Genomic DNA, 25,644 nt, shown 5'->3' with positions numbered 1-25,644 from the left:
CGGGGCACGCGTCGTTCTGCGGAACGCGCGTGCCCCGGGTGCTGTGGCCGGTCGGTGCACCCGCGGTGGTGGCCGGACCGCTCACCGCCAACGCCGCCCATCCCCTAGACACAAGGAAGCAGATGGCAACCGAAACTTCAGTCGAGATCGCAGACGAGGGGCTGGCAGGGGAGGCTCGTCCGCTGGCCGAACGGCTGACCTCGGACAAGGCGGCGAGCGCCCTCGCGGCCGGTGACGCCACGCTGTGGGGTCCGGAGGCCGAGAGCGAAGCGTCGATCCGGCTTTCCTGGACCACGCTGCACGAGAGCTCCCGCCCGCTGCTCGCGGAGATCGACGCGCTGCGCGCGGAGCTGCACGCCGACGGCGTGGACCGGGTCGTGCTCGCGGGCATGGGCGGTTCGTCGCTGGCGCCCGAGGTGATCGCCGCGACCGCCGGTGTGCCGCTGACGGTGCTGGACACCACCGACCCGGGTCAGGTCGGTGACGCCCTGTCCGGCGACCTGGACCGCACCGTGCTGGTCGTGTCGTCGAAGTCGGGCAACACCGTCGAGACCGACAGCCACCGCCGCATCTTCGAGGCGGCTTTTTCCGCGAACGGAATCGATCCGGCTACCCGCATCGTGGTGGTGACCGACCCTGGGTCACCGATGGAGACGACCGCGCGGGAGGCCGGCTACCGCCGGGTGTTCACCGCCGACCCGAACGTGGGCGGCCGCTACTCCGCGCTGACCGCGTTCGGCCTGGTCCCTGCCGGGCTCGCCGGCGCGGACATCGCGGGCCTGCTCGACGAGGCCGCTGCCGCGTTCGACCTGGTCAGCGCTGACACCGAGACGAACCCGGCGATCGAGCTGGCCGCGGCGTGGGCCGCGGCGCACGAGCGCGGCGCCGAGAAGCTGGTGCTGGCCGACGGCGGCTCCGGCATCCCCGGCTTCGGCGACTGGGCCGAGCAGCTCATCGCCGAGTCCACCGGCAAGCAGGGCATCGGCCTGCTGCCCGTGGTCGTGGAGAACCCGCAGGCCCCCGGCTTCGCCGACGCGGGCCGCGACGCCACGACCATCGCCGTCGGCGGCGTCGTCGACGGCGCGCAGCTGGCGACCACCGGCCCGCTGGGGGCCCAGTTCCTGCTGTGGGAGTTCGCCACGGCGCTGGCCGGCAAGCTGCTCGGCATCAACCCGTTCGACCAGCCCGACGTGGAGGCCGCGAAGAAGGCCGCCCGCGCGCTGCTCGACGGCCCCGACGGCGGCCCGGTGGTGACCCCGGCGCTGGTGTCGGGCTCCATCGAGGTCTACGCCTCCGGCGACTGGTTCAGCGCGGGCGTGGGCACCGTGGCCGAGGCGCTGCGCGCATTCGTCAAGTCCGCGCCGAGCACCGGTTACCTCGCGGTGCAGGCCTACCTGGACCGCCTGGACGACGCCTCCGCCGCGCTGCTGCGCCCGGAGCTGGCGCGCCGCACCGGGCTGCAGACGACCTTCGGCTGGGGTCCGCGATTCCTGCACTCCACCGGCCAGTACCACAAGGGCGGCCACCAGAACGGCGCGTTCCTGCAGATCACCGGTGAGCCCGAGGACGACCTGGACGTCCCGGAGCGGCCCTACGCCCTGGCCGGCCTGCAGCGGGCCCAGGCGCTGGGCGACGGGCAGGTGCTGGTGCAGCACAGCCGTCCGGTGCTGCGGCTGCACCTGACCGACCGGGCCGCCGGTCTGGTCGAACTGGTCAAGGCCGTCCAGGACCTGCACGAAGAGAGGGGTGGAGCGTGAGCTCCCGAGACCTGCCGCGCAATCCGCTGCGGGATCCGCGCGACAAGCGGCTGCCGCGGATCGCCGGGCCGTCCGGCTTGACGATCTTCGGCGTGACCGGGGACCTGTCCCGCAAGAAGCTGATGCCCGCCATCTACGACCTGGCCAACCGGGGGCTGCTGCCGCCGGGGTTCGCCCTGACCGGCTTCGCCCGCCGGGACTGGGAGGACCAGGACTTCATGCAGGTCGTCTACGAGGCGGTCAAGGAGCACGCGCGCACGCCGTTCCACCAGTCGGTCTGGGACCGGCTGGCGGAGGGCATCCGCTTCGTGCCGGGCTCCTTCGACGACCCGGAGGCGTTCGACCGGCTCGCCGAGACCGTCAAGCAGCTCGACAAGGAGCGCGGCACCGGCGGCAACCACGCCTTCTACCTGTCGGTGCCGCCGTCGGCGTTCCCGACGGTGCTGACCCAGCTGTCCCGCTCCGGGCTGACCGACCAGTCCCCGGACCAGTGGCGCCGGGTGGTCATCGAGAAGCCGTTCGGGCACGACCTGGAGAGCGCCCAGCACCTCAACAAGATCGTCAACGAGGTGTTCCCCGAGGACTCGGTGTTCCGCATCGACCACTACCTCGGCAAGGAGACGGTGCAGAACATCCTGGCGCTGCGCTTCGCGAACCAGCTGTTCGAGCCGTTGTGGAACGCCCACTACGTCGACCACGTGCAGATCACGATGGCCGAGGACATCGGGCTGGGCGGCCGGGCCGGGTACTACGACGGCATCGGCGCCGCGCGCGACGTCATCCAGAACCACCTGCTGCAGCTGATGGCGCTGACCGCGATGGAGGAGCCAGTGAGCTTCGCCCCGCAGGACCTGCGCGCGGAGAAGCTGAAGGTGCTCTCGGCGACCAAGCCCGTCGGCCCGTTCGACGAGACGACGGCGCGCGGGCAGTACACCGGCGGCTGGCAGGGCGGTTCGCTGGTGCCGGGCCTGCACGAGGAGGGCGGCTTCGCCGACGACTCGATCACCGAGACCTACGCGGCGATCACCCTCGAAGTGGAGAGCCGGCGCTGGGCCGGGGTGCCGTTCTACCTGCGCACCGGCAAGCGGCTGGGCCGTCGCGTCACGGAGATCGCCGTGGTGTTCAAGCGCGCCCCGCACCTGCCCTTCGACGACACGATGACCGAGGAACTGGGCCAGAACGCCCTGGTCATCCGGGTGCAGCCGGACGAGGGTGTGACGATGCGCTTCGGCTCGAAGGTCCCCGGCACCTCGATGGAGGTGCGGGACGTGACGATGGACTTCGGCTACGGCCACGCGTTCACCGAGTCGTCCCCGGAGGCCTACGAGCGGCTGATCCTGGACGTGCTGCTGGGCGAGCCGTCGCTGTTCCCGGTCAACGCCGAGGTCGAGCAGTCCTGGAAGATCCTCGACCCGGTGCTGGACCACTGGGCGGCGCGCGGAGCGCCGGAGAACTACAAGGCCGGGACGTGGGGTCCGCCTTCCGCGGACGCCATGATGGCCCGCACCGGACGCGTCTGGAGGCGACCGTGATCATCGACCTGCCCTCGACCACCACCTCGCAGGTCAACAAGAAGATGGTCGAGCTGCGCGAGACCGGTGGTGCGGTCGCGCTCGGCCGAGTCCTCACCTTGGTGATCGTCACCGGTGACGGCACGGAGACCGAGAAGGCCATCCAGGCCGCCAACGACGCCAGCCGGGAACACCCGGCGCGGGTGATCGTGGTGGCGCGGGGCTCGAAGGAGGCCGCGCCGCGGCTGGACGCGCAGATCCGCATCGGCGGGGACGCGGGTGCCTCGGAGGTCGTGGTGCTGCGCCTCTACGGCGCGCTGGCCGACGAGGGCGCCGGTTCGGTGGTGCCGCTGCTGCTGCCGGACGCGCCGGTCGTGGCCTGGTGGCCCACCGAGGCTCCGGAGGTCCCCGCGAAGGACCCGATCGGGCTGCTGTCGCACCGCCGGATCACCGACGCCGCGGCGGAGCCCGACCCGATCCGGTTCCTGCAGTCCCGCCTCGAGTCCTACGTGGAGGGTGACACGGACCTGTCGTGGACCCGGCTCACGTCGTGGCGCGCGATGCTCACCGCGGCGCTGGACCTGCCGCCGTACGAGGCGGTGACCAGCGCGGTCGTCACCGGTGCCGCCGGATCGCCGTCGACGGACCTGCTGGCCGCGTGGCTCGGCGCCTACCTGGAGGTCCCGGTGCAGCGGGTGGAGCACCCGCGCGGGCCGGGCATCGTCTCGGCCGAACTGCGGCGTCCCTCCGGCTCGGTCAAGATCGTCCGCCCGGACGGCAAGGTGGGCACGCTGACCCAGCCTGGTCAGCCGGACCGCCGGATCGCGCTGCACCGCAGGGAGGTCCGGGACTGCTTGGCCGAGGAGCTGCGGCGGCTCGACCCGGACGAGATCTACGAAGTGACGCTGGGCGGGCTCGGCGGTATCCGGCGCACCGACGAACCGGACCCCGAGCCGCCGCGGGCGGAGCAGGACGGTTCGACGCAGGAGCAGGCGGAAGGCGACGCATGACCAGGCACCAGGTCGTCGTGCACCGCGACGGCGAAGTCCTGGCGGCGGCGGCCGCCGCCAGGTTGATCACCCGGATCGTGGACGCGCAGGCCTCGCACGGGACGGCCTCGGTGGTGCTCACCGGCGGTCGCACCGGCATCGGCGTGCTCGACCAGGTCCGGCTCTCCCCCGCCCGCGACGCCGTCGACTGGGCGAACGTCGACGTGTACTGGGGCGACGAGCGGTTCCTGCCGGACGGCGATCCGGACCGCAACGAGACCCAGGCCCGCTCGGCGCTGCTCGACCACGTGGGCGTCGATCCGGCCCGGGTGCACCCGATGGCCCCGTCCGACGGCAAGTTCGGCGAAGACGCCGACGCGGCGGCCGCGCACTACGCGGAACTGCTGGCCACGACCGCCGACCCGGCCGCCGACTTCCCGGCGCCGCGGTTCGACGTGGTGCTGCTCGGCGTCGGCGAGGAGGGGCACACGGCTTCGCTGTTCCCCGCCACGCCGTACGTCCGGGAGGCGCAGCGGGCGGTGGTGGGCGTGCACGACTGCCCGAAGCCGCCGCCGACGCGGATCTCGCTGACGCTGCCGACGATCCGCTCGGCCGTGGAGGTCTGGCTGATGACGACGGGTGCGGCGAAGGCCGAGCCGGTCGCCGAGGCGCTGGGCGGAGCGGAGGCGGACGCCATCCCGGCCGCCGGAGCGCTCGGCCGGGAACGGACGGTGTGGCTGCTGGACACGGCCGCGGCGGCGCAGGTTCCGCACCGGAACTGACACGTCCCACGGCACGCGGGCCGTTCGCCTCGATCGGGGCGAACGGCCCGTTGTCTTGAGTGGCCTTCCGAATTCTTCGGAAATTGGACCTTGGAGACGGCCACTTCCGCTCGGAGGATGTTCGCATGACCGAGCCGACCGCCTCCCCCGCTCCGCCCCTGTCCGCGACGCCCCGCACCACCCTGGGGCGCAAGAAGGACCGCGCGGGCACCGACCGCGCGTGCCTGCACGAGGTCCTCGACGCGGGCCTGATCTGCCACCTCGGCCTGGTCCTCGACGGCCACCCGCAGGTGCTGCCCACCGGGTACGGCCGGGACGGCGACGTGCTCTACCTGCACGGTTCCAGCGGAGCGCGCAGCATGCTCGCGGCCGGGGAGGAACCCGAGGTGTGCGTGACCGTCACCTTGCTCGACGCGGTCGTGTACTCGCGCACGCTCAACGACCACTCGATGAACTACCGCAGCGCCGTGATCTACGGCAGGCCGCGCCCGGTGGTGGATCCGGCGGAGAAGGAGCACGCGCTGCGGGTGCTCTCCGACCACCTCGCCCCCGGTTCGTGGGACCACGCCCGCGTCCCGAACGCCAAGGAACTGGCGGCGGTGACGGTGCTCGCGCTGCCGCTGGACGAAGCTTCGGTGAAGGCCCGCACCGGCCCGCCCACGGACGACCCGGCGGAGCTCTCCTCCCCCGCCTGGGCGGGCCTGCTCCCGCTGCACAGCCGGTGGGGCACCCCGGTTCCCGCTCCGGACCTGGCCGCGGACATCCCCGTCCCGCCGCACATCGCAGACCGCCGGATCTGACCCGGCCTCACGCCTTGCGCAGCCACCCGTCGAGCAGGCGGTGCCGCAGGGCGTAGCGGCAGCGCAGCAGCCGCCACTGGCCGTACCCGGTGAACCCGGCGGCGCCGCGCGCGCCGATCAGCACCGCCCAGGTGCCCACCGCCAGGTCGTCGGCGATGGCGTTGAGCCGGTACCGCGCCAACCGCTGCTCGTCGGGCCGGCCGTCGATGATCTCCGCGGCCAGCCGCCACTCGTCGTCGAGCTGGCAGGTCTCCACCAGCATCGCCGCGATGTCGTGGTGCGGGTCGGCGTTGCCCGCGATGTCGAAGTCGACCAGCCGCACGTCGTTGCCCGGCCCGAGCAGCACGTTCGACGGACTGCCGTCCCGGTGGCAGGGCAGCACGTCGCGGCCCGCCGCGCGCAGCACCGCGCCGATCCGGCGGACCCGGTCGCGCATCCAGCCGAAGTCCGCGGGCAGGTCCGCGCCCGCGTCGATCGCGAGCCGCGCCCACTGCTCGGCCTCGTCGAACACGTCCCGGTCCACCGGCATCGCCGGCCCGCGGTGCAGCGCGCGCTTCACGGCGGCGACCGCGCCGAGGACCTCCGGTTCGCGCAGGTGGTGCGGCTGCAACGGGTGGTAGGTGCTCGGCAGCCGCTCGTAGGCGATGGCGCCCGCCTCGGCGGCGACGCCGCGCACCGCGGGCGCGGTCCCGGCGGAATGCGCGACGGCGGCGGTCTTCGCGACCTGCTCGGTGTCGACGAGGCCGGTGAGCACGTCGAGCAGCACGGTCACGAACAACTCACCCTGCTCGCCGACGACGACCAGGCAGTCGTGCTCGGCCGCCCACCGGGTCCGCCCGAGTTCGGGTCGCACGGCTCGCTCGAACCCGGTGTCCCGGCGCCCGGCGACGGCGTCCACCGCGCGCCGGATCCGCGGTTCACCGGGACTCGGCGTCTCTCGAACAGCGCTCATCCGGCCACGTTTCCCACTCCCCGGACGGTAGGACCGGGAGTGGCCGAAGCCGCGACGTTCAGGTTTCCGGCGGGTTATCAGGTGGCGCTGGAGATGTCGCGCGCGTAACCGGACCGGACATTCCGCGATCCGGGCGGAACCCACCCCGGGCGGTGCCGCCCGGGGTTCCGCGCCGATCACGGTTCGGCGAGCACGACCACGCCGTCGTGGTCGCTCACGAGGTATTCGCCCGGTACGAAGCGCACGCCGCCGATCTCCACCGGGTCGTCGACGACGCCGTCACCGTTCTTGCTGCTCTTGCGCGGGTTGGAGCCGAGCGCCTTCACCCCGAAGTCCATGCCGGCCAGCACCGCCGTGTCGCGCACCGCGCCGTTGACGACGATCCCGTTCCAGCCGTTGGAGCGGCCGAGCTCCGCGATCAGGTCGCCCACCAGCGCGGTGTGCACCGAGGCCGCGCCGTCGATCACCAGCACCTGGCCCTCCCCCGGCTCGGAGAGGATCTTCTTCAGCAGCGCGTTGTCCTGGAAGCAGGTCACCGTGCGGATCCGCCCGGCGAACGCCTCGCGCCCGCCGTACTGCCGGAACTGCACGTCGCAGCTGCGGATGGCCGGGCCTTCGCGGTCCGCGAGGTCGGCGGTCGACAGGTCCATTTCGATCTCCCTCGCCTGAGCCTTCGGCGCCGCGAGCCGCCCCGGGCGCCGAACCGATTCCGGCGCGACACCACCGCCGCGGCGGGGCGGCGAAGCGCTCGGAGCATGATTCGGCAGAGCGTATCGCCCGATCATCGGGCGAGAGGGAACACGCGAGCAACACCACAGCCCGCGCGGGCGGGCGAGCTCAGGCGGAGGCGGAAGCGGCGCCGCCGTGGTGCGCGCGCAGCCAGCCACACCAATCGGCGAGCCCGTCACCGCGCTTCGCGGACAACTGCAACACCCGGATCCGCGGATTGATCCGCTGCGCGTGCGCGATGAAACGCTCGACGTCGAAATCCAGATGCGGCAGCAGATCCGTCTTGTTCAGCAACACCAGATCGGTGCTGCGGAATACGTGCGGATATTTCAACGGTTTGTCCTCGCCCTCGGTGACCGAAGCGATCAACACCCGATGATGTTCTCCCAGATCGAACAACGCGGGAGCGGCGAGATTTCCGATGTTCTCGATGAACACGAGAGAACGTCCGGCGGGCTGCAGCGAACGCAATCCCTCGTCGACCATGTCGGCGTCCAGATGCCCGCCGGACCCGGTGTTGATCTGCACCACCCGGCAGCCCGCGACGCGCAGCCGATCGGCGTCCAAGTGGGTCTCCTGGTCGCCCTCGATGACCGAGATGGACATCGTCGCGCCCAGCTCGCGCAGCGTGCGCTCCAGCAGCGTCGTCTTCCCGGAACCGGGCGAGCTCATCAGGTTCAGAGCGAGAATCCTGCGGCGTGCCAACGAGTCCCTGGTCCGCTCGGCGAGCGCGTCGGCGACCCGCTGCCTCGGCACCGAACCGTCCGAACAGTACCGCCCCGGCCCGCCGCCGGGTTCGGGGAAGTCCGGTCCCGATACCCGCACCCCGGCGCGGCCCGCCGCTGCGTACCCACCGCGCATGGTCACTTCCACCTCCAGTGTGGCGTCCAGGCGGACTCCGGCGGATCCGTCCCAACGCGGTAAAGATCATCTCATCGTTGCAGAGAACCGGACGGTTCTCCATACCGGAAAGGCCTGCGAAACGCGCATCGCGCACACATCACGCGGACAGAGCAATGCGCGCGGTGCCGCCGGAAACGGTCAGTGACCTGGCGGTGAGGCGCAGCCTCGCGCGCTTCCTGCCGACACCGCCCGCGGGCACGTCGAAAGGTTCCACGCATCCGGCGCACCACAACAGTTCGCCCAGCAACCGCCCGCCCCCGATGGGCAACGCGCACTGCGGGCATTCGTCGCGGAAGGCGCGCACGACCCCGTCGGCATTGCAGACGGCGATGAATTCCCCCGCGACCCGGGTGGTGACGATCTCCCCCTGCGCGAGGTCCGACACTCCCGGCACCTCCACCCACGATTCGGCGGGCGGGTGGACCTCGGACGACACCATACGGGCCTGCTTTCCTGCGACGACGCCGTGACGCGGTGCGACCAAGCTAAAACCGCCCCGGCGCGGGGCACAACTCGATGTCCACCCCTCCGAGGGCCCGCAGAACAGCGCACGGGCGGGCCGGAGAGATCTCCGGCCCGCCCGTGCGGACGACGTCGTCAGCGCCCCTGGCGCTCCTTCAACTTGGTCAGCGCCTCTTCGAGGATCGCCAAGCCGTCGGAGTCGCTGCGCCGCTCCTTGACGTACGCCAAGTGGCTCTTGTAAGGCTCGTTGCGCCGCGCCTCCGGCGGGTTCTGCTCGTCCTGGCCCGCGGGCAGACCACAACGGGGGCAGTCCCACTCGTCCGGGACCTCGGCGTCCATCGAGAAGAACGGCCGCGTGTGGTGGCCGTTGGCGCACCAGTAGTCAACTCGCCTGCGCGGGGCCGACTCGCCTCGCTCGGTCTCGCCCATCGGGCCCGCGCCGACGCGCGTGCCCCGGATCGCGTTACCGCCAGTCATGCACTCTCACCCACCAAGCCGCACGGAGGACCGGCCGCCCACCGGCCGGCCGCTGTTGGTTGACCGCTGCCAGCTCGCCCGGACCGTCAACCGATCTTGATCAGCAGCCCGGTTCCGATGATGCAGATCACCCAGACCGCGATGACCACCATCGTGATCCGGTCCAGGTTCTTCTCCGCCACGCTGGAACCGGACAGGCTCGACTGCATGCCGCCGCCGAAGAGCGAGGAGAGCCCGCCGCCCTTGGCCCGGTGCAGCAGGACCAGCAGCACCAGCAGCACGCTCGTCAGGATCAGGCCGATCTGCAGGATTAGATTCATCACGTCCTCGTTCACACAGCGGTTCGCCACCGAGAGTACCGGGTGGCGTTCATCCGGTGGACCGCCGTCCGCCTTAGCGGTCCTTTCGGCATGATCTGGACAGTTGTCCGGGTAGCGGAACCTCAGCGGCTCCCTCGCTGACAGGACAACGACCGAAGATCAGTCCGCGAGGACTCGGCAGCGCCGGTGTTCCATCGTGAATCGGTTGGCTCCGGCCAGGGCCGGACCCGCTCTTCGAGCGGGCACGGGTGGTGAGGGTACCGGTCCGCGCGGGTCGATCGGACGACGCCGCGCGGACCAGGTCATCACGGCAGCGGGCCGCCGGCCGCCATGGCGCTGAGCTTGGTGAACTCGTCGCCGTTGAGGCTCGCGCCGCCGACCAGCGCGCCGTCGACGTCGGTCTGGCCGATCAGCTCGCCGATGTTGCTGGACTTCACCGAGCCGCCGTAGAGCACGCGGACCACGTCGGCGATCTCCTTGCCGTACTTCTCGGCCAGCGCCGCCCGCAGCGCCGCGCACACCTCCTGCGCGTCGGCGGCGGTGGCGACCTTGCCGGTGCCGATGGCCCACACCGGCTCGTAGGCCACCACGACCTCGCGGATCTGCTCGGCCTTGAGGCCCTTGAGCGCGTTGATCAGCTGCGCGGTGCAGTGCTCGACGTGCCCGCCGGATTCGCGGACGTCGAGCTGCTCGCCCACGCAGAGGATCGGCGACATGCCGTTCTTCAGCGTCGCCCGCACCTTGCGGTTCACGACCTCGTCGGTCTCGGCGTGGTACTCGCGGCGCTCGGAGTGCCCGACGACGACGTAGCTGCAGCCGAGCTTGGCCAGCATCGGCCCGGACACGTCACCGGTGTAGGCGCCGGAGTCGTGCTCGGAGACGTCCTGCGCGCCGTGCTTGAGCAGCAGCTTGTCGCCGTCGATGAGGGTCTGCACGCTGCGGATGTCGGTGAACGGCGGGATCACCGCCACCTCGACCTTCGCGAAGTACTTCTCCGGCAACGCGAAGGCGACCTTCTGCACCAGGGCGATCGCCTCGAGGTGGTTCAGGTTCATCTTCCAGTTGCCCGCGATCAGCGGAGTTCTGGCCATCAGTCGTTCCCCTCCAACACCGCGACGCCCGGCAGGTCCTTGCCTTCCAGGAACTCCAGCGAGGCGCCGCCACCGGTGGAGATGTGCGAGAAGCCGTCCTCGGGCAGGCCCAGGCTGCGCACGGCCGCGGCCGAGTCGCCGCCGCCGACGACGCTGAACGCGTCCGAGTCGACGATGGACTGCGCCACGCCGCGGGTGCCGGCCGCGAACGCCTCGAACTCGAACACTCCCGCGGGCCCGTTCCAGAACACGGTCCCGGCGCCGCGCAGGGTCTCGGCGAACAGCTCCACGCTGCGCGGGCCGATGTCCAGGCCCATCCAGCCTTCGGGGATGGCGTCGGCGTCGACCACCTGGGTCTTCGCGTCGGCGGCGAAGGCGTCGGCGACCACGACGTCCACCGGCAGCACCAGCTTGTCGCCGTGCTTCGCCAGCAGTTCGCGGGTCGCGTCGAGCTGGTCGTTCTGCAGCAGCGAGGAACCGACCTGGTGGCCTTGGGCGGCCAGGAAGGTGTAGGCCATGCCGCCGCCGATGAGCAGCTTGTCCACCTTCGGCAGCAGCGCCTCGATCACGCCGAACTTGTCGGAGACCTTGGAGCCGCCCAGCACCACCACGTACGGCCGCCGCGGGTCGCCGGTGAGCGTGCGCAGCACGTCCACCTCGGACAGCACCAGGCCGCCCGCGTAGCCCGGCAGCAGCTTCGCCACGTCGTAGACGGAGGCCTGCTTGCGGTGCACCACGCCGAAGCCGTCGGACACGAACGCCGCGCCGTCGCCGACGACGTCGGCCAGTTCGCGGGCGAACGCGCCGCGCTCGGCTTCGTCCTTGCTGGTCTCGCGGGCGTCGAAGCGCACGTTCTCCAGCAGCGCCACCGACCCGTCGGCCAGTCCGCCCACCACCGAACGGGCGGAGTCACCGGTCACGTCACCGGCGACCGGCACCTCGGTGCCCAGCAGCTCGCCGAGCCTGCGCGCCACCGGCGCCAGCGAGAACTGCGGGTCGGGCTCGCCCTTCGGGCGGCCGAGGTGGGCGGTCACGACGACCCGCGCACCGGCCCCGGTCAGCTTCTCGATCGTCGGCAGCGACGCCCGCACCCGGCCGTCGTCGGTGATCTTGTCGCCGTCCAGCGGAACGTTGAGGTCGGCGCGCACCAGCACGCGTCGCCCCCGGACCCCTTCGGACAGCAGATCGTCGAGGTTGTTCACGTCTGCTCCTCACATGAAAGAGAAGGCCCGCACGAGCAATGCTCATGCGGGACCTTCAGCAAACTTCCGACAGCCCGAACTCGTGAGCCCGCCGCCCGAGCGTCCGCCCTTGCCGACCATCGTCCTGTCAGCGGCGAAGCCGCTGAGCAGTGACCACGCACGCAGCCGGACCACCGGCGGGTTCCCAGGTGGCCTCTCGCGAGGACGGCTTTTTCCCTCGTGGCGGAGCCACTTGGGAAAAAGATCCCGCAGCGAGAGGCCACCTGAGGTTCCGCTACCCGAGCTCAGAGCAGAACGAGCCCGTCAGGAAAGCTTCGACCCGATCAAGGCAGAAAGGTCGACGAGGCGGTTGGAGTAACCCCACTCGTTGTCGTACCAGCCGACGATCTTGACCTGGTTGCCGATGACCTTGGTCAGCGGCGCGTCGAACACGGTCGAGGCCGGGTCGGTGACGATGTCGCTGGAGACGATCGGGTCCTCGCTGTAGCGCAGCACGCCCTTGAGCTTGCCCTCGCCGGCGGCGGCGCGGAACGCGGCGTTCACCTCTTCGGCGGAGGTCTCCTTGCCCACGGTCGCGGTGAGGTCGGTGACCGAGCCGGTCGGCACCGGCACGCGCATGGCGTAACCGTCGAGCTTGCCGTTGAGCTCCGGCAGCACCAGGCCGATGGCCTTGGCCGCACCGGTGCTGGTGGGCACCACGTTGATCGCGGCACCGCGGGCGCGGCGCAGGTCCTTGTGCGGGCCGTCCTGCAGGTTCTGGTCCGCGGTGTAGGCGTGCACCGTGGTCATCAGGCCGTGCTCGATGCCGAAGGTGTCGTCGAGCACCTTGACCATGGGGGCCAGGCAGTTGGTGGTGCACGAGGCGTTCGAGATGATCGTCTGCGAACCGTCGTACTTGTCGTCGTTGACGCCGAGCACCACGGTCAGGTCCTCGCCCTTGGCGGGCGCGGAGATGACGACCTTCTTGGCGCCACCCTCGTCGACGTGCTTGCGGGCGTCGGCGGCGTTGGTGAAGAACCCGGTGGACTCGACGACCACGTCGACGCCCAGGTCGCCCCAGGGCAGCTTGCCCGGGTCACGCTCGGCCAGGATCTTGATCGGCTTGCCGCCCACCTCGATGCCCTCGCCGGTGACCTTCACGTCCTGCTCCAGGCGCCCGAGGACGCTGTCGTACTTGAGCAGGTGGGCCATGGTCGCGACATCGCCCAGGTCGTTGGCGGCCACGATCTCGATGTCGTGGTCACTGGCGGTCGCCGCACGCCAGAAGTTCCGCCCGATGCGACCGAAGCCGTTGATGCCTACGCGAACGGTCACGCCTATCTCCTCGGTTACTGACCCTGCCGCCTCGACGCGACGGGTGAGCGGTTGATGGACTCATTCGCACCCTATCGGTCCGCGGCAGCTGCACAGACGGCCGGGCGCACCGCTTTCAGGCGAATCTTGATCGACGCCGTCGTGCATCCGGACGAGATCACCCGCTCGAACCGCTCGTTCTGCCTTTCGGGTGCCACGACGTGCGACATCCGTCGGTTGACCAGCCGTGAGAGCGCTCTCAAGAATGTGCACGTCGACCGTGATCGGCATCTCTGCACCGTTCCCGGCGCGGAGATCGTCGCAGCGGTCCGGCGCAGTCCGGCACCCGGCCGGATTCGACTGGAGGAAGGACTCCGAATGGCGCTGCCCGGAAAGTCGCGGCACACCAACGAGGGCGCGACCGCACTCGCGCCGAGGCGGCGAGGCCGCGTGGCCGCCGTCGCGCTCGCCGCGGGCATCGGCCTCACCGGCCTGGTCAACGCCCCCGCCGGAGCGGACGTCCCGCCGCCGGACGAGGGCTGGACGCTCAGCTTCGGCGACGACTTCACCGGCGAGGCCGGTGCGCCTCCCGGCGAGGACTGGAAGGTCGACACCGGCCACGGCTACCCCGGCGGCCCCGGCAACTGGGGCACCGGTGAGATCCAGAACTACACCGCCGACCCCGCCAACCTGGGCCAGGACGGCAACGGCAACCTGGTGATCACCCCGCAGAAGGACGACGCCGGCAACTGGACGTCGTCGCGCATCGAGACCCAGCGCGGCGACTTCAAGGCCGAAGAAGGCGGAGTGATGCGCATCGAGGGCCGCATCCAGATGCCGGACGTGGCCGCGGACAAGGCGCTCGGGTACTGGCCCGCGTTCTGGGCGCTCGGCTCGCCGTACCGCGACGATCTCTGGAGCTGGCCCGGCATCGGCGAGTACGACATCATGGAGAACGTCAACGCCGAGAACCGCGTGTACGGCGTGCTGCACTGCGACGTCTCCCCCGGCGGTTCCTGCTTGGAGACCGACGGTCTGGTCAACAGCCGGGAATGCCCGGACAGCACCTGCCAGGAGGCGTTCCACACCTACCGGTTCGAATGGGACCGCACCGGTGACGTCGAGGAGCTCCGCTGGTACGTGGACGGCCAGCAGTACCACTCGGTGAAGGAAACCGACGTGAACGCGACCGCGTGGACGAACATGACGTCGCACGAGGGCTACTTCGTGCTGCTCAACGTCGCGATCGGCGGCCAGTTCCCGGACAAGAACTCGGGGATCACCACGCCGACCGAGGCCACCGAGGGCGGTCACCCGATGCTCGTGGACTACATCGCCGTCTACAACAAGTGATCTGATCGCCCGGCGGAATCGGGCGCTCGCAAGGAAAAAGCGGACCGTTCGCCCACCTCGGGCGAACGGTCCGCTCGTTCGGCGCTCGAACTCCTTCAGACCTCGGCTTCGAGCAGCTCCGACGTGACGGCCGATTCGGTGTCGGGGAGGTTGAGCTCCCGCGCCCGCTTGTCCGCCATCGCCAGCAGACGCCTTATGCGGCCCGCCACCGCGTCCTTCGTCATCGGCGGATCGGCGAGCTGGCCCAGCTCCTCCAGCGACGCCTGCCGGTGCGCGAGCCGCAGCCGACCGGCGACCAGCAGGTGATCGGGCGCGGTGGGCCCGAGCAGGTCCAGCGCGCGCTGCACGCGGGCCGCCGCGGCGACCGCCGCGCGGGCGGAGCGGCGCAGGTTCGCGTCGTCGAAGTTCGCGAGCCGGTTCGCGGTGGCCCGCACCTCGCGGCGCATCCGCCGCTCCTCCCAGGACAGCACGCTGGAGTGCGCGCCGAGCTTGGTCAGCAGCGCGCCGATGGCGTCGCCGTCGCGGACCACGACGCGGTCGGCACCGCGGACCTCGCGGGACTTCGCCTGCACGCCGAGCCTGCGCGCCGCGCCGACGAGGGCGAGCGCCGCCTCCGGTCCGGGGCAGGTCACCTCCAGCGCCGAGGAGCGGCCCGGTTCGGTGAGCGAGCCGTGGGCGAGGAACGCCCCGCGCCACGCGGATTCCGAGTCGCACGATCCGCCGGAGACGACGTGCGCGGGCAGACCGCGCACCGGGCGTCCCCGCGGGTCGAGCAGGCCCGTCTGGCGGGCAAGGCTCTCGCCGTCCTTGACCACGCGCACCACGTACCGGGTGCCCTTGCGCAACCCACCGGAGGTGATCATGTGCACGTCGGAGTGGTGCCCGAACAGCTCGTGGACCTCCTTGCGGAGCCTGCGGGCCGAGGAGCCGCTGTCGAGCTCGGCCTCCACCACGACGCGGCCGGCGACGATGTGCAGCCCGCCCGCGAACCGCAGCAGCGAGGAGACCTCGGATCTGCGGCAGCAGGTCTTGGTCACCGGCAACCGGCTCAGTTCGTCTTTGACCGCCGCGGTCATCGCCACCGGTCAGTCCTCCTCTCCAGCGCGGCCGTCAGACTCGCCGCGAGCGCCTCCGGGTCGTGCCTGCCCGGCGAGGCGGGCGAGGCGACTGTGTCGAGCAGAGTTTGCGCACCCAGCCCGGTCGCCGCAGCACGAAGCCGATCAGGTGTCGGCACCGATCCGGCGTCCGCCAGAACAGCGTCCACGGTCAGCCGGGGTGCGTGCTGCGAGAGTACGTCGAGATGTTGTTCCGGGGAGAACCCCGCGGTTTCGCCCGGTTGTGGGATCAGGTTGAGCACCACGACGCGGCGCGCGGTGGTCGTCACGAGCGCCTCGTGCAGTTCCGGGACGAGCAGGTGCGGCAGCACGCTGGTGAACCAGGAACCGGGCCCGAGCAGCACCATGTCGGCGTCGAGCACGGCGCGCACCGCTTGGGGGCAGCCGCGCGGGGTGCCCTGGTCGCCGTGGGCGGCGGCGAGGCGGACCTGCTTGACCCGTCCCGGGGTGCTCGCGATGGCGACCTGGCCGCGAATGGTGCGCACCGCATCGGGATCCGCGTCGAGGCCGACGACTTCGGCTTCCATGTCGAGCGGTTCGACGGACATCGGCAGCACCCGGCCGCGGGCGCCGACCAGCCGGCAGGCCTCGTCGAGCACGTCGACGGGATCGCCGACCACGTCGAGCAGTCCGGCGAGCAGCAGGTTGCCGACGGCGTGCCCGGCGAGCGCCCCGTTGCCGCCGAAGCGGTGCTGGAACACCTGCGCCCAGCGCCTGCCGTTGTCGTCCGGCGCGGCCAGCGCGGCCAGCGCCTTGCGCAGATCACCGGGTGGCAGCATGCCGAGTTCTCGGCGCAGCCGCCCGGAGGAACCGCCGTCGTCGGCGACGGTGACCACGGCGGTGACGTCGGGCGTCAACCGGGTCAGCGCGGCCAGCGTGGCTTGCAGGCCGTGGCCGCCGCCGAGCGCGACCGCGCGCAGCGGGCGCTCGGCGGGCGGGTCGTTCGGTGGTGCGGCTGTGCTCACTCGCGCCCCAGGTCCCGGTGGACGGTCTTGACCATCATCCCTTCGTCGTCGGCGAGCCTGCGGGCCATCTCCTCGACGAGGGCGACGCTGCGGTGCTTGCCACCGGTGCAACCCAGCGCCAGCGTCAGGTACCGCTTGCCCTCCCGGTGGTAGCCGGCGCCGACCAGCCGCAGCAATCCCTGGTAGCTCTCCAGGAATTCCTCGGCGCCTTCCTGGCCGAGCACGTAGTTGCGGACCTCCTCGTCGAGGCCGTTGAACTCGCGCAGCTCCGGGATCCAGAACGGGTTCGGCAGGAAGCGGCAGTCCATCACCAGGTCGGCGTCCATCGGCAGGCCGTACTTGTAGCCGAAGGACAGCACGGTGACCCGGGTGCGGGTCTCGGCCTCGGTGCCGAACGCGTCCTCGATCTTCGTGCGCAGCTGGTGCACCGACAGGCCCGTCGTGTCCACCACGAGGTCCGCCTCGGAGCGCAGCCGGGACAGCAGCGCGCGCTCGTTGGCGATGCCGTCGGCCAACCGGCCCTCGCCCTGCAGCGGGTGGCCGCGGCGCACCTGCTCGAAGCGGCGGATCAGCACCTCGTCGGTGGCCTCCAGGAACAGCACCTTCGGCTTGTAGCCGCGGGCGTCCAGGTCCTTGATCACCGATCCGAGGTCTTCGGTGAACGCGCGGCTGCGCACGTCCATCACGACCGCGACGCGGGTGATCGCGCCGCTGGAGCGCGCCCCCAGCTCCACCATCGTCGCGATCAGTTCGGGGGGCAGGTTGTCCACGACGAACCAGCCCAGGTCCTCCAGGCACTTGGCGGCGGTGCTGCGCCCGGCGCCGGAAAGGCCGCTGACCACGGCGACCTCGATGCCCGATTTCTCCTCGCTCACTGATTCTCCCCTTCAGTGCTGGTGTCTCCCCCGCCTGCCCCGGCCTCAGTGGCCAGGGCCGCGCACACGGTCTCGGCGGTGCGCCGGCCGAAGCCGGGCACCGCCATGATGTCCTCGATCCCCGCCTGCTTCAGCTTGCGCACCGAACCGAAGTGCTTGAGCAAAGCGGTTTTCCGGGCCTCCCCAAGTCCGGGTACGGAATCGAGCACGGACCGGCTGAGCCGCTTGGAGCGCTTCTGCCGGTGGTAGTTGATGGCGAACCGGTGCGCCTCGTCGCGCACCCGCTGCAGCAGGTACAGCGCCTCGCTGGTGCGCGGCAGGATGACCGGGTCGGGTTCGGCGGGCAGCCACACCTCTTCGAGGCGCTTGGCCAGGCCGATCACGGCGACGTCGGTGATGCCGAGTTCGGTGAGGGCGTCGGCCGCCGCGTTCGCCTGCGGGGCGCCGCCGTCGATGACCAGGAGGTTCGGCGGGTAGGCGAACTTGCGCGGCCTGCCCGTCTCCGGGTCGATGCCGGGCGCGGTCCCGCCGTCGGTCTCGGCCTGGTCCGCGCCGGTGCCGTGCGCGGCCGCCACGTTGGGGGCGTCCACTTCGGACTCCGACGCGTCCGGGCCGGTCTCCTTGAGGTAGCGGGCGAACCGGCGGCGCACCACCTCGTCGATGGAGCCGACGTCGCCGCCTTCGGCGCCCTCGCGCACCGAGAACCGCCGGTACTCGGACTTGCGCGCCACCCCGTCCTCGAACACGACCAGCGAGGCCACCACGTCGCTGCCCTGCACGTGGCTCACGTCCACGCATTCGATCCGCAGCGGCGCCGTGTCCAGGTCCAGCGCCTCCTGCAGCTCCTGCAGCGCCGCGGAGCGCGCCGTGAGGTCGCCCGCGCGGCGCAGCTTGTACTGGGTGAACGCCTCCTTCGCGTTGCGCTCCACCGTTTCCATCAAGGCCCGCTTGTCGCCGCGCTGCGGCACCCGCAGGTCGACCCGGCTGCCGCGCAGCTCGCCGAGCCACTGCGCCAGCGCCGGGGAGTCCTCCGGCAGTTCCGGGACGAGCACTTCGCGCGGCACCGGGGTTCCGCCCGCGTCGGCCTGATCGGCCAGCGCGGCCTGCTCCCCGTAGAACTGGCTGAGGAACCGGCCGGTGAGCTCCCCGAGGCCGGTCTCCGCGTCCAGGTCGATGACCCAGCCGCGCTGCCCGCGCACCCGGCCGCCGCGGATGTGGAAGACCTGCACGGCGGCGGCGAGCTCGTCCTGGGCGAAGGCGATCACGTCGGCGTCGGTGCCGTCGCCGAGCACCACGGCCTGCTTCTCCATCGCGCGGCGCAGCGCTTCGAGGTCGTCGCGCAGCCGGGCGGCGCGCTCGAATTCGAGTTCCGCGGAGGCCTGCTTCATCTCGCGGTCCAGCTTGCGCGTCAACGTGTCGGTGCGACCGCTGAGGAAGTCGCAGAAGTCGTCCACGATCGCCCGGTGCTCGTCGGCGTCGACGCGGCCCACGCACGGCGCGGCGCACTTGCCGATGTAGCCGAGCAGGCAGGGCCGCCCGATCTGGCCGTGGCGCTTGAACACGCCGCTGGAGCAGGTGCGGGCGGGGAACACGCGCAGCAGCATGTCGAGCGTTTCGCGGATCGCCCACGCGTGCGCGTACGGGCCGAAGTAGCGCACGCCTTTGCGGCGCGGACCGCGGTAGACGTGCAGCCGCGGGTACTCCTCGTGCAGCGTCACGGCGAGCACCGGGTAGGACTTGTCGTCCCGGTAGCGCACGTTGAACCGGGGGTCGTACTCCTTGATCCAGGAGTACTCCAGCTGCAGCGCCTCGACCTCGGTGCCGACCACGGTCCAGCGCACCCCGGTGGCGGTGGTGACCATCTGGCGGGTCCGGGGGTGCAGCCCCGAGAGGTCGGCGAAGTAGTTCGCGAGCCGGCTGCGCAGGCTCTTCGCCTTGCCGACGTAGATGATCCGCCCCTCGGCGTCGTGGAAGCGGTACACGCCGGGCGCGTCCGGAACGGTTCCGGGTGCGGGGCGGTACGTCGACGGGTCGGCCACGGCTCCACCCTACGTGCGCGACCGACACTCCCCGTCACGGCATCGCGGCCTGCGCGCGGACCTTCGCCCCTTGGTCATCGGAGCCGCGTGCGTTGTCCTGAGTATCCGGCTTCGGGCTCGTGCGCAGGGCGGCACGATGCCGCGGGGGCCGAGCTCGGCGGTGTTCGCGCACCCGCGGCGAACTGCGGCGGAGGGTGCACGGACGGTCACCCGGCGGCACGTCGGGGCGCGGGATCGGAGGAGATGGTCCGGATGGCTCAGGCCGGGCGCGCGAGCGCGCACGCCGTGCGCCGCGAGGACGGGCTGGCGCAGTTCGCCGGGATCGTCATGGTGATCATCGGCGTGTTCCACGCGGGGGTGGCGACGGCGACGTTGTTCCAGGAGTCGTTCGCGGTGGTGCTCAACAGCTACGTCTTCAGCTACGACGTGACCGCGTGGGGCTGGCTGCACCTGGCGCTGGGCGTGGTGGCGGCGGTGGCGGGCACGGCGCTGCTGGCCGGCCTGCCCGGCATTCGGGTGCCCGCCATGGTCGTCGTGGGCGTCAGCGCGCTCGCGGCGTTCCTGTTCATCCCGTACCAGCCCCTGTGGTCCCTGCTGATCATCGCCGTGGACGTCGCCGTCATCTGGGCCCTCGCCGTGCACGGCCGCCCGCCCGAGGACTGACGACCGCACCCCCGACAACCCGGCCGAACGTTGCCCAACCCCCGCAATTTCGCGAGGAATTGCGGGGGTGCTCGCACCGAGAACCCGTCCGATCGTCATCGAAAACCCAGTTCATGGGCTCGCTCGGTGATCTTCGAGAGCGGTTGGGGTGGGCACGTTTCTCGCGAAATTGCGGGAGTGGTCCGCTGGTGGCTCAGAGGGGGTGCGGGAGGCGGTCCTGGACGGGGAGGAGGCCGAAGGGCTTCGACGGGAGGGCCTGGTACCAGTAGGCGACCGAGGAGATGTCGTCGCTGCGCTTGTTCGCGTGCCCGTGCTCGATGCTCACCCGGATCGAGGAGTCGAAGGTGATCGGGTCCTCCACGTGGAACCGGTAGTAGGACACCTGCCCGCTCCAGTTCCGCCCGCCCGGCAACGTGAGCCCGTGGTACGGCGCGTGGTACGGCTGGCTGGGACACCAAGCGGTGTTGAAGTAGTCCTCCGTGCCGGTGCCGTGCAGCCTCGGCGGCCACGGCTCACCGTCGATGAAGATCATGTCGTCGCCCTCGCCGTACCAGTTCCAGTCGGTCGTGGAGCGCAGGTTGTGCACGTTGAGCACCGACCCGACGTAGTGCCCGCGGCCCTCCGCCTCCAGGATCGTGTAGTTGCCGGTCCCGTCGAGGTTGATGCCGCCGAACAGGAACTCGTCGTTGGTCTGGTCGCCCTGCTCCACGCCGTCGGTGGGGTCCTCGCGGCGCCATTGCGCGTGGAAGTAGCCCAGCTCCGGGTCGACCTGCCGGTACTGCTCGTAGTCGATGTAGTAGTAGAAGATCACCGGTTTGAGGCTCATCTCGCTGATCAGCTCGAACCGGGCGCCCTCGGCGAAGGGCATCGCGAACCAGCAGTTGAAGCCCTTGCCGTCCTGCGGGCTCATCTGCAGCGGCGCGGACACGAAGTTCTCGGTCCGCCCGTGGCCGATGCCGAAGAAGTCCCCCAGCGGTACCAGCACGCTCGGGTGCGCCGCGTCGTCCCAGGTGATCTTGAGGACGAGCCTGCGCAGGTAGTCGCCCTCCACCTCGGCCCGGTGCGGCCCGTCCTCCACCGCCACGGTGCACCAGATGTGGGTCACCGCGCCCGGCCCGGTGAGGCGCGCGAGTTCGCGGCTCTCCCCCGGTTGCAGCCGGATGTTGTCGGTGTTGCCCCCGGTCCGGTCCCAGCTGGACACCCGCCCCCGCTTGGACTGCCGGAGCCTCGGCAGATCCCGCAAGCTGCTCCCGAACGTCCCGTACCCGGACATGCGCCCCTCCCCGATCACCGCTGCTCGCTCACCGGCCCGCCCGGTGAGGTCCCCCTCCGGAAAGTCAACGATCTTCAACCCGTTCGTGTCGAGATCATTCATCCGATCGGCATTTCCCAAGATCACCGTTTTCGAGCCGGGACCGCGCTCTCACGGACGCCCGACGTGGGTGACCACGTCCGAACGGGCCGCGCCGTCCGCCGTGATCTCGATCCGCTGCACCACGATCAACTTCTCCACCGGGTCCCCGGTCAGCTCGGACGGCGGTGACGCGCTGAAGTCGATCACCCCCGAGGCGCCCGCGAACTCGTCGTCGCCGCGAGTACCGGCCAGCTCCCCGAGCAACGCGGCCCGATCCACGGACATCGGCCGCCCCGCCACCTCGCCGCCGGTGCCCGCCGCGACCCGTCGCGCCGATTCCATCGCCAGGCGCACCGCGTCGTAGGCCACGAGCACGTGACCGGTCGGCCCGGTCCGGCCGATCATCTTCCCCGGCTCGTCCTGCAGCTTCGCGTAGCTCGCGAAGAACCGGCACCGCTCGAAACCGCCGATCGGCTCGGGTCGCCTGCACAGCTCCTCCGCGCGATCCGGCCCGAGCGGTTCCGGCACGCTCGGGCCCAGACCCGTGTAGAACAACCGATCCTGCGGATAACCACCGGGTACCGAGACAGAGCTCTCCCACTCCCCGTTGGCGAACTGGGTGAGGTCGTCCCCCGCTATTACGGTGGCCCGCTCGGCGCACGCCTCCTTCTTCAGCTCACGCACCACCAACGGGAAGTCGTTCGCCCGGCCGCTGTAGAAGATCAGCGGGTCGCCCGGAGCACCGCAGATCCCCTTGATCGCGTCAATCAGCGACCGGGAGCCCGGCTGGTAACTCACGTACTTCGGCAGTTTCCCCTTCTCCAGCAGCGCGTTCGACTGCTGCGAGTAGAGGTCGAGGCTGTACTCGTCCGAAGGATCGGTCAGCAGGTATGACGGGTGCTGCGGGAACCTTCCGGCGGCGAACTCGACGGCGGCCCGAGCTTGGCGTTCGTTGGTGGCCGCGACGCGGAAGAAACCGGGCTTGCCGCTGAACGCGTGGGCCGAGGCCGCCGACGCGATCATCGGCAACGAGCCGCCGTCACCGTCCCGCACGCCCAGCAGCTCCACGGCGCGGACCGTGGAGGGACGGCTCTGCCCGAGCCCGGTAACCGCAACCAACGACGGATCACGACGCGCGAGCTCGCGCAGGTTCCCGGCCACCTCGACGGCGTGGTCCGAACTGCCACCGAAGTTGGCGAGCAGCAGCTGCACCTTCACCTCAGGTGTGAGACCGCCGGTCAGGAAGCCGGAGTTCCACGCCCGCTGCGCCAGCAGCGCCCCGCGCAGCTCGTTGACGCCGACGGCCAGTTCGCGCCGCTCGCCTTCCTGGTCGCTGCTGAGCATCGTCGCCACCGCGACCTTGACCAGCGGCCTGCGGTACGGGGCGCGTTCACCCGCGACTCGACCGTTCTCCCGCACCACGGCCGCGCTGAGCGCTGCGATCTCCGCGGTGACGGCGGACGAATCCCCCGCTTCGGTGGTGAACGAGTTCGCGCGGTCAGTCACGCCGATGCACTGGGCTCCCACCTTGTTCAACCGCAGCGGATCCCGGAGCGCGGTGGTGCTCACCTCCGCGACGTCCAGCGGGTTGCCGTCGGCATCGCAGTCCTGCACGACGTGCACGGCGTACACGGCGCCGTAGGCGACCAGTGCAGTGACCAGGACGGCGGCGGCGCCGCGCGGAATCGCTCCCCGGCGCGGCCACACGGCCGGGTAACCGAATTTGCGCTTGGCCAGTGAGCTGTCCGGCAGGCCGCGCTCGTCCTGCGAGTTCAGCGGGCGCAGCCGCGCGAACGCGGAGTTCCACTTCCCCAGGTCCACGCCCGCCGTGCCGGGGGCTTCCCGCTGCGCGCGGGCGACCTCCGCGAACGCCTTGTCGTCCCACGGGCCCACGACCGTGCAGGAGCACAGCGCCTGCACGGCTCGCAGCAGGTCCGCGATGGCCTCGGTGCTCTCGCCGCGCACCACCGGTGACCAGGCGCGCTGCACCAGCTCGCGCACCTGGTACGGCCGGCGGAACACCGCGACCGGCGCCCACGCCAGCACTCGGGCCAGGTCCCGCTGCCAGCTCACGTCCCCGCTGTCCGCGCGGGTGGACAGGACCCTGGCGACGCGGCTCACCTCGCCGAGCGCGAGCCGGTGGTACTGGGCGCGCAGGTACGCGGCGGAATCGTGGCGCTCGATCGACTCGTAGTGCTCGGCCAGGTCGCGGTGCACCTGCTCGTAGGAGTGGTCGGACCGGTCGAGCAGCTCCCGCACCAGCAGGTCGCGCAGCAGCGGATCCAACGCCCAGGTCCGATTCCCGCCCGATTCGGCGGGGCCGGGGCGCACGAAGCTCAAGATGTCCAGCGCCTCGACGATCTGCCGGACGCCCGCCGTGCCCCGGTCACCGGCGAGCAACCGCACCACCGGCTCGTCGAGCAGCAGCGGCGCGGCCAGCTTCGCGAACAGGGTGACGGTGCGGTCCCGCACCCCGCCGTGCGCGTCCTCGGCCTCGTCCTCGGACGGCGCGTTCGTCCGGAAGCGGTGCAGCATCCGCATCAGCAGGTAGCCGCGGACGGTGTCCTCCAGGTCGGCGCCGCGCAGCCCCGGTGGCACGCGCATGCCCATCGTGGAACGCGCCGACGGCACCCGGCGGTCGCGGCGGAAGCTCCAGTCGATCCGGTCGCTGACCAGCGTCAGCGCCAGCGGGTGGCCGTGCGTGGCGCAGTGCAGTTCGCGCACGTAGCGCTCGCTGAGCACGGTGGCCTCTTCGCTGCGGCTGCGTTCGATGAAGAACCGGCGGGTGTCCTCCAGGCCGAAGTTGGTGAGCCGGGTGGCGAGTTCCGGTGTCCGCGGCCCGCCGCCGCGGAACTGCGCCGCCCACTCGTCGTAGCGCTTCCGCCACTGCCGTCCCGGATCGGTGCCGGGCGGTCCCGGTTCCGCCGCCGCGCCCGCGCCCGCACCGGACTGCTTGGTGGCCACCACCAGCAGCGGAACCCGCGGATCGGCCCGCATCTCCTCCGCGAGCAGGTCGAGGAAGTCCGGGTCGCCGCCCGGTTCGGTGGGCGGCGTGCTCAGCGCCACCCGCTCCGCCTTGTCCGGGGAGAGCAGGTCCGCGTCGTCGAGCAGCAGCACGCAGTTCACCGTGCGCGTGCGCCTGCGCAGGTAGGCGGCGCGCAGATCGGCCAGCAGCGCCGCCAGCGCGAGCCGGTGCCACTTCTCGGCGGCGTCCGACGCGCGGGCGTCGGAGGACTCGAACCGGCCCTGGATGTGCAGCACCACGTCGTCGATGCGGACCCGATCGCTGATCCCCCCGAAGTGCCGCGGCTCCGCAGCCGTGGTCTCGAACCAGCTCAGCGCGGCGGCGCTGCGCGGCCCGGCGAGCATCCACCGGGCCCAGCGCGGCGCCCCCACGCCGATCGCGGTGAGCCGGTGCAGGATCGGCCGCGCCATCCGCAGCAGCAGCCCCGCGACGGGTGCCGGGGCCGAGTCGCCCGCCTCCCCGACCACGTCGGTCATCAGCTCCACGCTGGCGAGCCGCCGCGCGAGCTGTTCCCGGACCTGCCGGCGGCGCTGCGCGGACGTCGCGACCTCGGCCGGATCGCCGCGCTCGGCGTCGTCCTCGGGGACCGGGCCGTGCTCCGGTAAGCGCAGCGTGGCGTGGACGGTGCGGGCGAGCTCGTAGCGCGGCAGCACCAGCCTGCCGAACTCGCGGTGCGACTCGGCGCCGAGCTGCCGGTACACCGCTTCCAGGACGTCCCAGGTGCTCTTCGAGCGGGGTTCGTCGAAGTCGACGCGCGCCATCGGCACGGCCTTGTCGTAGCGCCGCTCCACGTGCTCGATCACGGCGGTCTTGCCGACGCCGCCCGCGCCGTGCAGCACCACGATCGGCATCGGCCGGTCCCGCACGTGGCGCACCAGGTGATCGATCAGCTCAGCCGTGGTCTCCCGCCCGACGAGCCCCACGTCGTCGTCCAGACCCGCCATCCGCCACCCCCGCGATCCGATCACGTCGAATCACGGAAGGTAG

Annotated in this window: 22 protein-coding genes; 7 read left to right on the top strand and 15 right to left on the bottom strand. The window is 71.3% G+C overall.

Translation table 11 applies throughout. From position 1 onward, the window contains the following. Window positions 1-122 precede the first annotated feature (122 nt). The 5 genes from BJ969_RS08250 (at window position 123) to BJ969_RS08230 (ending at window position 5,839) form a co-directional block, all read left to right on the top strand. A complete protein-coding gene (locus BJ969_RS08250; RefSeq protein WP_184478223.1) occupies window positions 123-1,757 on the top strand; it encodes a glucose-6-phosphate isomerase in 1,635 nt (544 codons plus the stop codon). After that, entirely contained in the window at window positions 1,754-3,289 is a 1,536-nt protein-coding gene (gene zwf, locus BJ969_RS08245) for a glucose-6-phosphate dehydrogenase (protein ID WP_184478222.1), read from the top strand. The genes BJ969_RS08250 and zwf overlap by 4 nt, the downstream gene beginning before the upstream one ends. Further along, window positions 3,286-4,278, top strand: coding sequence for a glucose-6-phosphate dehydrogenase assembly protein OpcA (gene opcA, locus BJ969_RS08240; protein ID WP_184478221.1), 993 nt, complete (start codon window positions 3,286-3,288; stop codon window positions 4,276-4,278). The genes zwf and opcA overlap by 4 nt, the downstream gene beginning before the upstream one ends. Next, window positions 4,275-5,039 (top strand): 6-phosphogluconolactonase, encoded by a 765-nt coding sequence (gene pgl, locus BJ969_RS08235; protein WP_184478220.1) that lies wholly within the window; start codon window positions 4,275-4,277, stop codon window positions 5,037-5,039. The genes opcA and pgl overlap by 4 nt, the downstream gene beginning before the upstream one ends. A 125-nt stretch (window positions 5,040-5,164) precedes the next feature. Next, window positions 5,165-5,839: a pyridoxamine 5'-phosphate oxidase family protein gene (locus BJ969_RS08230; protein ID WP_184478219.1), complete on the top strand. Its 675-nt coding sequence runs from the start codon at window positions 5,165-5,167 to the stop codon at window positions 5,837-5,839. A gap of 7 nt (window positions 5,840-5,846) precedes the next feature. On the opposite strand, the gene BJ969_RS08225 is transcribed toward BJ969_RS08230, so the two are convergent. From BJ969_RS08225 to gap, 9 genes are all read right to left on the bottom strand, one after another. After that, window positions 5,847-6,791 carry a phosphotransferase family protein gene (locus BJ969_RS08225; protein ID WP_184478218.1) on the bottom strand — a complete coding sequence of 315 codons (945 nt, stop codon included), beginning with the start codon at window positions 6,789-6,791 and terminating at the stop codon, window positions 5,847-5,849. Between the two features lie 176 nt (window positions 6,792-6,967). Beyond that, window positions 6,968-7,441: a ribonuclease E activity regulator RraA gene (gene rraA / locus BJ969_RS08220; protein WP_184478217.1), complete on the bottom strand. Its 474-nt coding sequence runs from the start codon at window positions 7,439-7,441 to the stop codon at window positions 6,968-6,970. A 187-nt stretch (window positions 7,442-7,628) separates the two neighbouring features. Continuing rightward, complete coding sequence (gene hypB / locus BJ969_RS08215) at window positions 7,629-8,381, bottom strand: hydrogenase nickel incorporation protein HypB (RefSeq protein ID WP_184478216.1); 753 nt, start codon at window positions 8,379-8,381, stop codon at window positions 7,629-7,631. 139 nt (window positions 8,382-8,520) lie between these two features. Continuing rightward, complete coding sequence (locus tag BJ969_RS08210) at window positions 8,521-8,862, bottom strand: Rieske 2Fe-2S domain-containing protein (RefSeq protein ID WP_184478215.1); 342 nt, start codon at window positions 8,860-8,862, stop codon at window positions 8,521-8,523. 158 nt (window positions 8,863-9,020) lie between these two features. Continuing rightward, entirely contained in the window at window positions 9,021-9,362 is a 342-nt protein-coding gene (locus BJ969_RS08205) for an RNA polymerase-binding protein RbpA (protein ID WP_184478214.1), read from the bottom strand. 86 nt (window positions 9,363-9,448) lie between these two features. Next, complete coding sequence (gene secG, locus BJ969_RS08200) at window positions 9,449-9,682, bottom strand: preprotein translocase subunit SecG (protein ID WP_184478213.1); 234 nt, start codon at window positions 9,680-9,682, stop codon at window positions 9,449-9,451. A gap of 305 nt (window positions 9,683-9,987) precedes the next feature. Beyond that, entirely contained in the window at window positions 9,988-10,773 is a 786-nt protein-coding gene (gene tpiA, locus BJ969_RS08195; RefSeq protein WP_184478212.1) for a triose-phosphate isomerase, read from the bottom strand. Beyond that, window positions 10,773-11,975 (bottom strand): phosphoglycerate kinase, encoded by a 1,203-nt coding sequence (locus tag BJ969_RS08190; protein WP_184478211.1) that lies wholly within the window; start codon window positions 11,973-11,975, stop codon window positions 10,773-10,775. The genes tpiA and BJ969_RS08190 overlap by 1 nt, the downstream gene beginning before the upstream one ends. Before the next feature lie 303 nt (window positions 11,976-12,278). After that, window positions 12,279-13,289 carry a type I glyceraldehyde-3-phosphate dehydrogenase gene (gene gap, locus BJ969_RS08185; RefSeq protein ID WP_184478210.1) on the bottom strand — a complete coding sequence of 337 codons (1,011 nt, stop codon included), beginning with the start codon at window positions 13,287-13,289 and terminating at the stop codon, window positions 12,279-12,281. A gap of 357 nt (window positions 13,290-13,646) precedes the next feature. Here gap and BJ969_RS08180 point away from each other — a divergent pair, with 357 nt between their 5' ends. Continuing rightward, entirely contained in the window at window positions 13,647-14,621 is a 975-nt protein-coding gene (locus tag BJ969_RS08180; RefSeq protein WP_184478209.1) for a glycoside hydrolase family 16 protein, read from the top strand. Between the two features lie 95 nt (window positions 14,622-14,716). Here the strand turns inward: BJ969_RS08180 and whiA are convergent, their stop codons facing one another. From whiA to uvrC, 4 genes are read right to left on the bottom strand one after another with little or no spacing between them, the layout of a single operon-like run. Further along, a complete protein-coding gene (whiA, locus tag BJ969_RS08175; protein WP_184478208.1) occupies window positions 14,717-15,703 on the bottom strand; it encodes a DNA-binding protein WhiA in 987 nt (328 codons plus the stop codon). Further along, entirely contained in the window at window positions 15,694-16,656 is a 963-nt protein-coding gene (locus tag BJ969_RS08170) for a gluconeogenesis factor YvcK family protein (RefSeq protein WP_184485010.1), read from the bottom strand. The genes whiA and BJ969_RS08170 overlap by 10 nt, the downstream gene beginning before the upstream one ends. Window positions 16,657-16,697: 41 nt before the next feature. After that, window positions 16,698-17,576 (bottom strand): RNase adapter RapZ, encoded by an 879-nt coding sequence (gene rapZ, locus BJ969_RS08165; protein ID WP_184478207.1) that lies wholly within the window; start codon window positions 17,574-17,576, stop codon window positions 16,698-16,700. Next, a complete protein-coding gene (gene uvrC / locus BJ969_RS08160) occupies window positions 17,573-19,615 on the bottom strand; it encodes an excinuclease ABC subunit UvrC (protein WP_184478206.1) in 2,043 nt (680 codons plus the stop codon). Before uvrC ends, rapZ begins: the two co-directional genes overlap by 4 nt. Before the next feature lie 252 nt (window positions 19,616-19,867). Between uvrC and BJ969_RS08155 the strand changes: the two genes are divergently transcribed. Continuing rightward, window positions 19,868-20,278 (top strand): DUF7144 family membrane protein, encoded by a 411-nt coding sequence (locus BJ969_RS08155; protein ID WP_246456716.1) that lies wholly within the window; start codon window positions 19,868-19,870, stop codon window positions 20,276-20,278. A gap of 193 nt (window positions 20,279-20,471) precedes the next feature. Here BJ969_RS08155 and BJ969_RS08150 read toward each other — a convergent pair whose 3' ends face one another. Next, complete coding sequence (locus tag BJ969_RS08150) at window positions 20,472-21,551, bottom strand: glycoside hydrolase family 172 protein (RefSeq protein WP_184478204.1); 1,080 nt, start codon at window positions 21,549-21,551, stop codon at window positions 20,472-20,474. A gap of 150 nt (window positions 21,552-21,701) precedes the next feature. Further along, window positions 21,702-25,601, bottom strand: coding sequence for an AAA family ATPase (locus BJ969_RS08145; protein ID WP_184478203.1), 3,900 nt, complete (start codon window positions 25,599-25,601; stop codon window positions 21,702-21,704). Window positions 25,602-25,644 lie beyond the last annotated feature (43 nt).

It is taken from the genome of Saccharopolyspora gloriosae (assembly GCF_014203325.1).
GTDB classification, from domain to species: Bacteria; Actinomycetota; Actinomycetes; order Mycobacteriales; family Pseudonocardiaceae; genus Saccharopolyspora_C; species Saccharopolyspora_C gloriosae.
Note: the sequence above shows the minus strand (reverse complement) of the source record. Positions and strands in the feature narration are given on the sequence as shown.